The sequence below is a fragment of the Halostagnicola larsenii XH-48 genome (genome assembly GCF_000517625.1).
Lineage (GTDB): Archaea > Halobacteriota > Halobacteria > Halobacteriales > Natrialbaceae > Halostagnicola > Halostagnicola larsenii.
This window is the reverse complement of sequence record NZ_CP007055.1, coordinates 2,244,528-2,256,953: the sequence shown is the minus strand read 5'-3', so window position 1 is coordinate 2,256,953 and position 12,426 is coordinate 2,244,528. Positions and strand designations below refer to the sequence as shown.

At 62.2% G+C, this 12,426-nt stretch carries 14 protein-coding genes; 7 read left to right on the top strand and 7 right to left on the bottom strand.

Annotation, left to right across the window (positions count from 1 at the left end; all coding sequences use genetic code 11):
• The first annotated feature begins 22 nt into the window (after positions 1-22).
• On the top strand, positions 23-268 hold the full coding sequence (locus HALLA_RS11425) for a hypothetical protein (protein WP_157231366.1): 246 nt from the start codon (positions 23-25) through the stop codon (positions 266-268).
• 186 nt (positions 269-454) lie between these two features.
• On the top strand, positions 455-826 hold the full coding sequence (locus tag HALLA_RS11420) for a DUF7344 domain-containing protein (protein ID WP_049953473.1): 372 nt from the start codon (positions 455-457) through the stop codon (positions 824-826).
• 18 nt (positions 827-844) lie between these two features.
• Here the strand turns inward: HALLA_RS11420 and HALLA_RS11415 are convergent, their stop codons facing one another.
• A complete protein-coding gene (locus HALLA_RS11415; protein ID WP_049953472.1) occupies positions 845-1,549 on the bottom strand; it encodes a DUF1405 domain-containing protein in 705 nt (234 codons plus the stop codon).
• A 592-nt stretch (positions 1,550-2,141) separates the two neighbouring features.
• Between HALLA_RS11415 and HALLA_RS11410 the strand changes: the two genes are divergently transcribed.
• The gene (locus HALLA_RS11410) at positions 2,142-2,480 is read left to right on the top strand and encodes a hypothetical protein (RefSeq protein ID WP_174887878.1); all 339 of its coding nucleotides are present in this window, start codon (positions 2,142-2,144) and stop codon (positions 2,478-2,480) included.
• A gap of 240 nt (positions 2,481-2,720) precedes the next feature.
• Here HALLA_RS11410 and HALLA_RS11405 read toward each other — a convergent pair whose 3' ends face one another.
• On the bottom strand, positions 2,721-3,347 hold the full coding sequence (locus HALLA_RS11405) for a hypothetical protein (RefSeq protein ID WP_157231365.1): 627 nt from the start codon (positions 3,345-3,347) through the stop codon (positions 2,721-2,723).
• Between the two features lie 250 nt (positions 3,348-3,597).
• Between HALLA_RS11405 and pdxS the strand changes: the two genes are divergently transcribed.
• Complete coding sequence (pdxS, locus tag HALLA_RS11400; protein ID WP_049953470.1) at positions 3,598-4,506, top strand: pyridoxal 5'-phosphate synthase lyase subunit PdxS; 909 nt, start codon at positions 3,598-3,600, stop codon at positions 4,504-4,506.
• Between the two features lie 62 nt (positions 4,507-4,568).
• On the opposite strand, the gene HALLA_RS11395 is transcribed toward pdxS, so the two are convergent.
• From HALLA_RS11395 to HALLA_RS11375, 5 genes are all read right to left on the bottom strand, one after another.
• Entirely contained in the window at positions 4,569-4,841 is a 273-nt protein-coding gene (locus tag HALLA_RS11395; protein WP_049953469.1) for a hypothetical protein, read from the bottom strand.
• 119 nt (positions 4,842-4,960) lie between these two features.
• Complete coding sequence (locus HALLA_RS11390; protein ID WP_049953468.1) at positions 4,961-5,842, bottom strand: homoserine kinase; 882 nt, start codon at positions 5,840-5,842, stop codon at positions 4,961-4,963.
• Positions 5,843-5,949: 107 nt separating this feature from the next.
• Positions 5,950-7,236 (bottom strand): MFS transporter, encoded by a 1,287-nt coding sequence (locus tag HALLA_RS11385; protein ID WP_049953467.1) that lies wholly within the window; start codon positions 7,234-7,236, stop codon positions 5,950-5,952.
• Between the two features lie 111 nt (positions 7,237-7,347).
• Positions 7,348-8,592: a polysaccharide deacetylase family protein gene (locus HALLA_RS11380; RefSeq protein ID WP_049954098.1), complete on the bottom strand. Its 1,245-nt coding sequence runs from the start codon at positions 8,590-8,592 to the stop codon at positions 7,348-7,350.
• 196 nt (positions 8,593-8,788) lie between these two features.
• Positions 8,789-9,436, bottom strand: a complete 648-nt coding sequence (locus tag HALLA_RS11375) for a DUF6149 family protein (RefSeq protein ID WP_049953466.1) — start codon at positions 9,434-9,436, stop codon at positions 8,789-8,791.
• 120 nt (positions 9,437-9,556) lie between these two features.
• Between HALLA_RS11375 and HALLA_RS11370 the strand changes: the two genes are divergently transcribed.
• From HALLA_RS11370 to HALLA_RS11360, 3 genes are all read left to right on the top strand, one after another.
• Complete coding sequence (locus tag HALLA_RS11370) at positions 9,557-10,795, top strand: NAD(P)/FAD-dependent oxidoreductase (protein WP_049953465.1); 1,239 nt, start codon at positions 9,557-9,559, stop codon at positions 10,793-10,795.
• A gap of 165 nt (positions 10,796-10,960) precedes the next feature.
• A complete protein-coding gene (locus HALLA_RS11365) occupies positions 10,961-11,182 on the top strand; it encodes a hypothetical protein (RefSeq protein ID WP_049953464.1) in 222 nt (73 codons plus the stop codon).
• A gap of 101 nt (positions 11,183-11,283) precedes the next feature.
• The gene (locus tag HALLA_RS11360; protein WP_049953463.1) at positions 11,284-12,132 is read left to right on the top strand and encodes a MinD/ParA family ATP-binding protein; all 849 of its coding nucleotides are present in this window, start codon (positions 11,284-11,286) and stop codon (positions 12,130-12,132) included.
• Positions 12,133-12,426 lie beyond the last annotated feature (294 nt).

The following is a 12,426-nucleotide window of genomic DNA, read 5'->3' as shown; positions in this document are numbered from 1 at the left end:
CTTGCCGTACACCGATGACGCTATGGCAGCAAATTACTACGACGAAGACACCGCGGAGGCGATCACCGAATTCGAACGCGACCTCGAATCGCTTATTCTCGAGGCGTTCGCGAGCGGCGTTCCGATCGAGCGACAGTGGGTGTTCGTCTCCGAACCGTCTTCCGTCCCCGATTGGACCGTCCGAATCGAGCGCCGGCCGACGGCGAGTGGCGAGGAAGACGGCGAGGGGACGCCGTCGGATGCGACGACAGGGCTCGAACCCGAGTGAGCGTACGCCGACGGCGCTCGAGGGGTATCGAACCGCGTCGTAATGGATGGGTGAGCCTTACTTTCAGGGGATAATGGTAGTTGGGGAAAGGTTATGAAACCGTCCGCCAATCGAGTACTGTGCTCAGCTGAGGTCGGTTCGAGACGATCGCTCGCCAGCCGCCGCGTAGGCCGAGTATAGGAACCCATGAACTCAGATACCACGGACGTCGACCACCGAAGTGACGACGTATCCCTCCCGCCGAACAAAATCTTCGACCTGTTGCTCGACCGCCGGAGACGCCACGCGCTGTACTTTCTCTCCCGACGAGTTGGAGCGGTGTCGATCGAGGAACTCGCCGACGGAATCGCCCACCGCGAGGGCACCCAGCGTCCGGACGACCGCGAGCGAATCAGTACGGGACTGCACCACACCCACTTACCGAAACTGGTCGAGGCGGAGGTCGTTGCTTACGATCCGACCACCGAACGAGTCGAACGATTGCCCGGCTGCGAGCAACTCGATCCCTACCTCGAGTTGGCCGAAACCGACGACCTCGTCCACCCCTGCCGCGAGTGACCGGCCGTTCTCGAGCGCTCAGGTCTCGGTCCGCCCGCGCTCGAGTCGGCCCAGTTCACACAGTTTGATCCGGATCGCCAGCGCCAGGAAGACGGCGGCGAACGTGAACGTCACTTCACCGGCGGCGATAACACCCAGCGCGTCGGCCTCGAGGAATAGCTCGGTGTCTCGAGCGACGGGGATCGATGTATGATGGGGGTTGCCGACGATCGGGACGAAGTAATCGACGATGAGGTTACTGCCGTACCAGACGGCCGCGACGGCGACGGCGGAGAGCGGAAAGTCGGTGATGCGATAGAGCACCAGCGCCTGGACGACCATCGCGAGGTGGCTCCAGAACAAAAAGTTGTACATCGCCCAGTGCAGGCCCGCGTACGCGTCGGCAAAGACCAGCAGGGTGAACGGGGTCCACAGGCCGAGGACGATGTTGCCGACGAACGCGAGCGCGGTGAGCCAGGCCTGTTCGCGACCGAGCTTCCAGCAGGCGATCGCCAGCGCGATAAACAGCGTCGCCAGCGGGCTGTCAGGGACCCACGGCCACATGATCGTCGCGGTCTCGGTGAACTGCCCGCTGTAGTACCAGAAGCCGAACGCGGTCCCCAGAAGGTTGACCGCGACGACGACCCACGCCAGTCGCAGTCCGAGATCCTCGATCACCTTCGGAACGGGCGCGAAATACTTCGGCAGCGGCGTTCGGTCGGGCAACCGACTCGTCGCGGACATTGTCCGACGCGATGAGCGGAACCCCCAAAACGATAGCGGTCGAGGGTCATTTCACTTTCACGCCTGGTGCGATTTTAGGGAGTACCGGATACCAACAAAGCCACGTACAGTGGCGCGCGCTCGAGAGCGGGTCGCTATTCGCGACCCGCGAGTGCCACTCGTGCGAGGGATGAGCGAGTGAGTGTACGAACGAGCGAATCGGTTGGGGAGGACGTGTAAATCCTAGTTGCCAGCGATAGCGGTGTTCTCGAGCACTCGAGCAGCCCGTACTGTCGAAGTCGGACGGCTCCACACATCTCTCAAAGACACATTATTCCCGGCCTGAAACAGTAGTTATATGACACTACAGGTCATTGCATCGAATGGAAGCCACACACTCCGCAGCATGGGGACGTTTCGTATTGAAATGCCCCGGGTGGGTCAAGCACCCGAGACGTGGCTTCCGACCGCTCAATGGATCGGTTGCCATGATTGGATATCTTCTCCGCGGGCTTAAACATCCCGTCCGACAGACGAATCGAAGTCGACCACCACTAGCGACGGCGACCGCACCGCCGAGCACTGCACACCCACTCGAGGGGAGGCGCGAGCGATGACCGTATCGACCGACAATCTGGTCGTGGACATCGTTCGCACCCTCGAGAAGGAGGGCGTTCCTCCAGATGCCTACCAACTCGGTCGGGAGTTCGACCCCGAAGCGCTCGCCCGGCTGCTCGAGTCCGGCGGCGACGCGGTCGAAGTCCGCCTCGAGGTTCGGGGCATCTCGCTCGTCGCGACGAGCCACGGCGTCTGGGTGACCGACGAACCGCCGTCCTCTCAGCCCGAGTGCCCGAACTGTGGCCTGCCGGTTGCTGCCGTCGTGCAACTCGTTCCGGCGTATCACACCGCCTACCCCTGTGGCTGTCACGTTGAGGGGGATTTACTCGAGTAGGCGCTCGAGCCCGCACCCGCAGGCGTTACGCCGGTTGCCAGTCTCAGAAGATCCGAATGTAGCACTCTGTTTGTGGGTGAAAGCCGCGGTAAGTACAGACAACAGAGTGACCGGACTGGTTGCCAATTCCTACAGTAGTTGTCACAAGGGTCGCGCAAGATCCAGAGGGTGAATTCAGCAGTTCAGTACTGGATCAGCATACAGCAGAGAGCCAATAAAGTGGGGTAGCCCGATGTAATTTCACGCAGTTCTATCGATCGGTCGCTCCGCAGGCTCGGTCGGAGTGGACTGATCATGGAGAGAGTAGCCAATGGCTAGCATGGTCATGGCCTGCAGACTTCCGAGGAGGAATGGTGCCCACGAGGGAGTCCACAGACCCAAGAACGCTATACGGGTTGTATTCGCAGCGAAGAGGACTGCCGGCACGAATAATAGAACTCCGAGGGACCGTGGGTATGCGTCAGTCCGCAGGCTTGTGATACCGACGAGAAGAAATCCGAGGATAGTCCAGACGTTATTCAGTAGCAGGGCGACTTTAACCCAGGCTGGCGACGTTATCCCCACGAACTCAGCGATACCTAACACGAACGCCAGAGTGAATCCTAGCGCGCCGAGGACTGCAAAGATACTACCGGCGTGTGCCAACTGGGGACTTCGGTCCGTGAGCCCGGAGCACAACCCGAAGAGGCCCAGGAAAGCGAGAGTGAATCCAGCACCACCGAAGATGGTTCGTGGGGAAGACATATCCATGAGACCGATGGCGGCCAGGCTCACCGCGTAAGCGACTAGGACTACCCCACCAAGGAGAAATAGCGTCCGACTCCACCGTTCGAGTGATTTCATATATGAAGAGATAACTCGTCCCATGGGTCGAAAATTGTGGTTGATTGATATAATTCTTCGGGGACGAATAAGTTCTCCCCGCTGCGCGATACGCGCCCTGTATCTCGCACGAGTCTCGGAATAGCTCTCTCAACTGGTAGAATCTACGGTGAGCAATTCGCGCACTGAGTTGTCGCCACACCACCCACTGGTACCGCACGCAGGTAACGAACCTCCGATCGAGTCAGAACGGCCAAAGGACACGCGTAAGTACAGCGCGTTCGAACGCCTCGACATGACCGAGACGACCGATCTCGAGGAGCTACGACGCGGGACGGACCTCGTCAAGCGCGGGTTCGCCCAGATGCAAAAAGGCGGTGTCATCATGGACGTCGTCAACCCCAAACAGGCCCGGATCGCCGAAGACGCCGGTGCCGTGGCCGTGATGTCGCTCGAGGCCGTCCCCGCGGACATCCGGAAACGCGGGGGCGTCGCCCGGATGGCGGACCCCGCCGACGTCGAGGAAATCGTCGAGGAAGTCTCGATTCCCGTCATGGGGAAATCCCGGATCGGACACACGAAGGAAGCCCAAATTTTAGAGACCGTCGGCGTCGACATGATCGACGAGAGCGAGGTGCTCACCCCGGCGGACAACGACTACCACATCGACAAGCGCGAGTTCACCGCGCCCTTCGTCTGCGGCGCGCGAAACCTCGGCGAAGCCCTCCGCCGGATCGGCGAGGGCGCGGCGATGATCCGGACCAAGGGCGAAGCCGGCACCGGCGACGTTAACCAGGCGGTCTACCACCAGCGAACGATCAAAGGCGAGATCCGGAAGATCGAGGGAATGTCCCACGAGGAGCGAGAGGCCTACGCTCGAGAGATCGAAGCGCCGGCCGAACTCGTCCACGAAACCGCGGAGATGGGTCGACTTCCGGTCGTCAACTTCGCTGCGGGCGGCATCGCGACGCCCGCCGACGCCGCGCTCATGATGCACCACGAGTGCGACGGCATCTTCGTCGGCAGCGGTATCTTCGGCGCGGAGAACCCGCCGGAGATGGCCGAAGCGATCGTCGAGGCGACGAACAACTGGGACGATCCCGAAACGCTCGCCGAGATCTCGAAGAACCTCGGCAAGAGCATGAAAGGCGACGCGAACGTCGACCTCCCCGACGAGGAGCAGTTGCAGGGTCGGGGCGTCTAACGAGGGAATCGCTCGAGCCGATCGAAGTTGCTGCGACGAACCGGTCGTTTTCAGGCCGTATTCTACTCGATACTGACAAGTAGGAGAACCAGCAGATATGCCACCAGCGCCCCGATACCGCCCGAGAGCACGCTCGAGGGGGCGAGGACTGCGCCAATTCCGGCGATCCCGAGCGCAGCGGCGAGCGATGCCGGACGGACTCCGCGGCTTCGCCGCTCCGCCTCGAGGTCCGCAGGACCTCGCAACTCCCGGTCGTTCCCAGTAGTCTCGAACCGTCTCGGGGTCTCGACGCGCCGCCAGTTCGAACGCGACCGTGGCGGCGCTTCCGAGGGCAAAAAACGGCGTCGAAATCGAGGCCTCGACGAAAACGAACGCGAGTCCGAAGGCTGCGAGCGAAATCACGGCGAGAAGGGCGTCGATTCGCGTCTGTCCCAGCGAACTCGTTCCCAGCGAGTCAATCGCGGTACAGCGTCGCGCCCGAACCGACCTGGGTCTGGTAGGCTCGGCTTTCGATGTCGTTGTCGTCGAACGCGTCGATCATCGCCCCGGCGACGGCGCGCCGACTGGATCGATCGCAGACGGCGAGGATGCCCGGGCCGGCACCGCTTACGGTGACGCCGGTCGCGCCCGCCTCGAGGGCGGCCTCGCGAACGTCGTCGTAGCCGTCGATGAGGGCGGTGCGCTGGGGAGTGACGATGTCGTCGTCCATCCCGCGACCGACGAGTTCCGGATCGTTGCGGGTCATTCCGACGGCGAGCGTGGCCGCGTTACCGACCGTCGAGACGACGTCATCGAGGGCGGCCTCGTCGGGGACGACCCCGCGTGCGTCACGCGTCGAGACGGCGGTTTCCGGGAGGCAGGCGACCAGCGGGACCGAGGTGTCGACCTGCGTGACGCCGTCGTCGGTCACGATGGTAAATCCGCCAAGGAGTGACGGGGCGACGTTGTCCGAGTGGGCTTCGCCCGAAACCAGCGCCTCACCCTCGGCGGCGATTGGGACGAGTTCCTTGCGCGAGTGACCGCGGTCGTAGAGTTCGTTCAACGCGACGGCGGCCGCCGCGGCGCTCGAGGCCGAGGAGCCGAGTCCCGACGCCGGACGAACCCCTTTGTCGATTTCGATGCGCGCCGGTGCGTCGAGGGCCTTGGCGACCGCACCGACGGTGTTTCCCTCCGGATCCTCGGGGATGAACTCGCTGCCAGCGCCCGTCACCGAAATGGTGGTTTCTCGCGCCCGTTCGACCCGGACGACGTCGGCGGGCGTCTCGAGAGCGACGCCGAAGACATCGAAGCCACTCCCGAGATTCGCGCTCGTCGCAGGTGCCCGCACGGTGAGCATGACGATTCATTCCCAGAGTGCAGGCAAAAAGGTAGCGAACGAAGACGGCGACGGTTGCGGACTGTTGACTGCACCCGAGGATGCCGTCGGCTCTCACATGTTCGATCTCAGTCGTCCGTCGCCTGCCCGGAGCCCGTCGTATCGCCGGTGTAGAGTCGATCGAGTCCGAATACGAGTCCCGTAGCGAGCACCGCTCCGGCGACCGAAAACGTCGCGATCGTCAGGAAGAAGCCGGTCTCGGAGATGCCGAGGACGAGGCCGCCGACTGCGATACTCGCCGCTCCGATGCCGAACTCGCCGAGGTAGGTGTAGCCGTAGGACAGCCCGCGGCTATCGGCACCCGTGTAGACGGCGACCGCGTTCTGGTAGAACGGCTGGATCGCAAAGAGGAAAAACCCGAACACGCCACAGAGGACGACGAGCGGCCCTAATCCCATCCCTGTCACCGGAACGAACGCGAGCGCGAGCGCGGTCAGAATCGCGAAACTGGCCGCCAGTCCCCGCGCCGGTGAGATACGGTCGATGAGCTTCCCCGCGACGTACTGGCCGGCCATTCCGATCACCAGCAGGCCGACGTAGATGTAAAACTCCGGATCGATGTCGTAGCGCTCGAGCGTGGGCGCGATTTCGATGCCCTGAGTCGCCGGCAACCCGTTGAGGATCTCGGGCAGGTAGGTGAGCATCCCTCGGTAGTACAGCCCTTCGAAGGCGACGATGACGAAGATGATCGCGAACGCGCTCGCAAAGAGCGTGCGCGTACTCGAGATCAGTTCCGGAAGCGAGAGGGCCTCGTCGGGGCCGGCGTCCACGTCGTCCTCGACGGCGGCAACGGGATCGAAGTTCGCCTGCAGGCCGTACAGCGCGGCGACGAAGCCGGGAACGGCGAGTATCGCGGCGACGACGTGCCAGTCGAGGACGATCAAGAGCGTGGCGGCGACGAACGGCCCGAGCGCGATACCGACGTTGCCGGCGATACCGTGCCAGGCGAAGACGGTTCCGCGGTCGTCGACGCCGGTGCTGATGAGCGCCAGTCCGGCGGGGTGGTAGACGCTCGCGGTGATACCCCACAGAACGAGGCCGACCGCGACCGCGTAGATCGAATCGACGACCGCCGCACCCGCGAGCGCGACGAACGAGAGACTCATTCCGAGGAGACAACAGAGGATCAACCGCTGCGGGCCGTACTTGTCCGCCAGAATCCCACCCGGAAGCGCGCCGATACCGAACGGGGCGTAACCGAGCGCGACCACGACGCCGACCAGCGCGACGCTGATGTCGAACTCGGCGAGCCAGACCACGAGAAAGATCGGGATCGACGTTTCGAACCAGTGGACTAGCGCGTGTGCGGCCATCGTGAAGGTTGCGATGGATCGGTCGTTCGCGTTCAGAGCCATAGCGGTGGGAGTGAGTACCAAAACCGCGTCGCCCGGACCACTTAGCCCCTTGGAAACGCGACCGATCGCTCGGTTCGTTCACTGCTCATGTTAAATCGTCCGCTTCCCGCTTTAGAATAGCAGGTCCCGTTCGAGATCCGGAGGCAGAATTACGTCGATTTCGCCGGCGGACTCGTATTCGTGGAGTACCTCGAGCATGTCCTCGAAGTCGGTTCGGTACTCGCCCTCGAGTTCGTGGTAGAACACGCACGTGATTCCCGGCATGCGTGCGGTTCGCTCGAACGCGATTTCCGCCTGTTCCCTGTCGGGTTCGCTGATGCGGGAGGCGAGTGCGGTGTTCGAGGTGTATCCCTGCACGGGGTGGCCGCCGGCGAAGCCGATTTCGTGGTACTCGTCGACGAGTTCGACCGTGGTCGCGTCGAATTTCCCGAACGGGTACGCGAAGTATCTCGCTCCCTCGTCGTAGCCGCGCTCCTCGAGCCAGACCTTCCCGTTGCGAAGCTCCCGTTCTTGCTCGTCCCGGTCGAGCGTCGGCATGTTCGCGTGCGTCTCCGTGTGATTGCTCAGACACCAGCCGGCGTCGTGGAGGTCCGCGAGTTGCCCCTCGCTCAAGCGCTCGTAGCTGTCGACTTCCTTGCCGACGTAGTTCGGGTTGACGAAGGTCACCGCCCCGTAGCCGTACTCCGAGAGCAGCGGCATCGCCTCGCTGTGATCCGTGACGTGCGTGTCGTCGAACTGGATCATCACCTTGCCCGTCTCCGGCCGCGGGACGAAATGAAAGTCGTCGAACCAGATTCCTCGCTTCGTTCCTTCTGCCGTCCAGAGCTGAAGATGGACTTCGGTAACTGCCGTTTCGTCGAAGGAGTCGTCGAGGTCGTTGATCCCGAAATTGTAGCGCATGAACGGGATACCGCCGGTTACCGTCCGTCGGTAGTCGATGCGGTTACCGTTCTCATCGACCAGTCGGATCCAAGGCGAGACCACCGACTCTGCGGTGATCGCAACGCCCGGCACGACGTTCGACACGTCGATCGGTTCGTCGAACGTCTTGGAAAGTCGGCCGATCGTCGCCGAGGAGCCGACCTCGAGGTACGCACTCTGGCTCCCGATGAGCGAGCGGTCGCTGTCGGCCGAGAGCGATCCCGCGTCTTCGCTCCACGCAGAGAGGTCTTCGAAGTCGTCCTCGGAGCCGGGTTCGACGACTCCCGACGCGGGAGTCACGTCTCCGGGGTCCGCGGTTCCTCCATCCTTGGAATCCGTGTCGCTCGAGTCGAGCGGTTCCGATCCTGCACAGCCCGCGAGACAGAGCGCTGTCGTTGCGGACGCTGTCATCGCCAGATACGCACGTCTATCCATATTCTCGACAATATCAATACTCGCCATTGTTATGGCTGGGTTAGTCTCACCAACTTCGATAGTAAGCGATGCCAACCGCGGGACGTGAGCGGTTTCTGGTACGGGTGAAGTGAACAGCGTACTCGGCCACGGGGCGTCGACGACGAACTCGTTGCCCACGTCGGCTTCGGTTCAGTGGTTTCGTTGCTCGTCGCACCTAGTTGGAGTTCCCGTCGCCGACAGCACCGCCGTCCGTGTTGTCAGTCTCGGTGTCGACCGCGTCGTCGTCGATGCCGACCGCACCGCTGACGTCGACCTCGTCGCTAGCCGGTTCGTCTTGCCCGCCGACGATCAGTTCGCCGTCGTCGGTTTCGACGTACACGTCGTCGGCGAATCCGCCCGCGGCGTGGGGGTGGTCCGGGTTCTCGAGGCGCTCCGGCGTCGAGGGCGCGTCCGGCAGTCCGCCCGACGGTTCGAACTCGCCGAGCGGATCGTCGATGGTGATCCCCCATGTCTCGAAGAAGTCCGCGTAGCGCTCGTAGTGCTCTTCGAGTTCGTCGCCGGGAAACTCCATCATCTCCGTCCAGCCGTGGTTGTAGAAGTCGAAGTTCGACTGGATATGGGTGATTTCGCGCGCCTCGGCCTCCGAATACCCCTTCTGTAAAGCGGCCAGATAAGTGTCCATCGTGGCGGCGAAGAAAGCGTCCAGTCGCGGCTTTCGCTCCTCGGCGTGGGCGGGATCGGCTTTTTTGGTGAAGATCTTCGTATGCATCCGGACGAGGCCCGACTTGGCGACCGATCGGACCACGGGCGTCTCGAGGGCTTTTCTCGAGGCGAAGTGACGAGCGTTCTGGCGGATCTTCATACTCATACCTGTGAACCCGAGGATAAAGAGGCGTTTGGATCGCGAAAAAGTGAATGATCGGACACGGAAACATCGCCGAGATAGCAATCCACTTTAACCCTCGTTACGAACGATCCGAATATGACCGAGTACGTGATCATCGGTGACGGAATCTCGGGCAGTTCGGCCGCTGAGACCCTCCGAGAGGAAGACCCGGACTCCGACATTACCGTCATCACCGATGAGGGAGAGCCGTTGTATAATCGTATTTTGATCAAAGAACACGCGAAAGGCAAACTGCCGGAGGCTCCCATCTCGATCCACGACGAGGACTGGTACGACGAACGGGACATCGACCTCTCGTTGAACACCCACGTCACGACTATCGATCCCGACGAGAAGATCGTCCACATCCACGAGGACGAGAACATCTCCTACGACAAACTCCTGATCGCGACAGGCGGGACGCCGACACAGCTTCCGGTTCAAAACAGCGACGCAGAGGGCGTCCACCACTTCTGGACGTTTCAGGATGCACGCGCGATCAAAGAGAGCGCAGAGAGCGCAGACGATGCGGTCGTCGTCGGCGCGGGACTGCTCGGCATCGACTTCGCGGCAGTCTGTGGCGCACAGGGTGTTTCCGGCAAGTATCTGATGCGCGGCGACCGCTGGTGGCGCTACGCGCTCTCTGCCGACGGTGCAGAGATCATGCACAACGGGATGCGCGACGTCGGCGTCGAACCGGTGTTCGACAGTGGTGTCGACCACTTCGAAACGGACGACGACGGGCAAGTGACCGCCGCTGTCGATCCCAGCGGCGAGCGCTACGAGTGTGACTTCGCCGGCGTTGCGATCGGCCTGACGTTCAACACCGAGTTCCTCTACGAGACCGGCCTCGAGATGGACAACGGCATCGTCGTCGACGAGTACATGGAGACGAACCTCGAGGACGTCTACGCCGCGGGGGACATCACGCGATTTTACGACGTGCTGTTAGGCGACCAGGCCCAGAACGGCTCCTGGGGATCGGCGAAAGAACAGGGCCGCGTCGCCGCGACCAATATGGCCGCAGACGAACAGGAAGAGGAGTTCCAGTGGGTCTCGTCGTACTCGATCACGCACTTTGACTTCCCGTTTCTCTCCTTTGGTCATCCGACCCTCGGCGACGAGCACGCAGAACGGCGCTACAGCGATACCGAGTGGCGCCGCGTCGCGTTCAAAGACGGCAAGATCGTTGGCGGCGTCCTAATCGGCGATCTCTCCCCGCAGAGTACGTTCAAACAGCTCATGCGCGAACAGCGCAAGGTCGCAGATCAGGCCGAAATCCTCTTAGAACAGTCCGTCGATATCGATAAACTCGCGCCGGCTCAAGAGCAGTAACGCGAGTACGAACCGGCCGAATTCCGTTCGCTGTGGATCCTTTTCCTGTCTCGACATCGCCCTTCTCGAGAGTCCTCGAGCCAACGAACTCTGCTATCGGTACCTGATCCGGCGCTCGTTGAGGCAAACGTTTATGGTCGACCATGTTATTTGGTACCAACACACATGGCAACCAGTGAAACCGTCGACCGATCACCGGCGCTTCGTCGCGTCGAGTCAGTTCCCGCGGACGCGACCGTTCGGCACGTCGACCAGCTCGGGGAGTCGGCGTTGACGTGGTTCCTCGAGGCACTCGAGGCCGGTCCGACGCCGACAGCCGGTCCGATCGGGCTCGAAGATGGCGACGTGATCGTGTTCACCGCCTGCTATCGGATCGACCGCTCCTGAGTTGCGCCCAGATGCCGCGGCTCGGTATATTCCGCGCCGGTTTCGGCGGATCTATGTCACGATTTAAGGTGTTCCCGCTACACTGTGGCGGTATAATCAATATGTCCGACAAGACGGTATTTGCCATCGGGAGCGGAAAGGGCGGTGTCGGGAAGACGACGACGACGGTCAACCTCGGAACTGCACTGGCACAGACGGGCGAACGCGTTGCGATCGTCGACACCGACCTCGGAATGGCGAACCTCGCCGGGTTCGTGAGTTTGAGCACGGAGTCGACCACGTTACACGACGTCCTGTCGGGAAACGCCTCGGTTTCGGACGCGACGTATCCGCTGACGGATAATATCGTGGCCGTCCCCAGCGGAACCGGACTCGAGGAGTACGCCGAAACCTCGCCCGAGGGTCTTCGCGATGTCGTCGACGAACTGCGAGAGAAATTCTCCTACGTCTTTCTCGACGTCGGTGCTGGCGTCAGTCACGAAACCGTTCTCCCGCTCGGACTCGCCGATGCCGTCCTGGTCGTCTCCACGCCGGAACCCGCCTCCGTTCACGACACGAAAAAGACCCTCGAGTTGACCGACCACGCCAGGGGGAACGCCGGCGGATTGATCATCACTCGGACCCGCTCGGAAAGCAACGTTTCGCCCGAGGATATCGCCTCGCGCCTCGGGATTCCGCTGGTCGGATCGATCCCGGACGATCCCGCGGTTCGTGAAAGTCTCTATGCGGGAACCCCGCTCGTGGTCTACGACAGCCAGCGGCCCGCTGCGGTCGCGTACAAACAGCTCGCAGCCGATTTTTCGGACATCGTTTCGGAGATCGGAACGGCGGATGGGTCTGCTGACCTGCGCAGTGAACCCGCAATTACCGGTGCTGGTCCCGATCCCGATCGGTCGACTTCCACTGAGGGGGGCCCCGAGCGCGTTAGCGACACCGAAACCGACTCCTGATCGCCGACTCCGTACCTGGCTCGGTGTGCTTGCAGCTGATTTTCGGATGTCGTTTCGGGCTTTCAAGCCACCAGCATACCGCCTTGGATGCGTGCTGTGTTGTCGAACGACGGTGAATTCTGCGGTAGCACTCCGTTGACGACGAGATGGGTGTGGTTTCCGGACGGGCGTGAAAGGCGAATCCGCGACCGGCTACCGAACGATGCCAGTAACCAGTACCTGAAACGGTTGTGCGAGCGCGGATAGCCGTAGTCAGACCGTTATCGGTGGCTAACTCCTCGCTAACGCGGTATC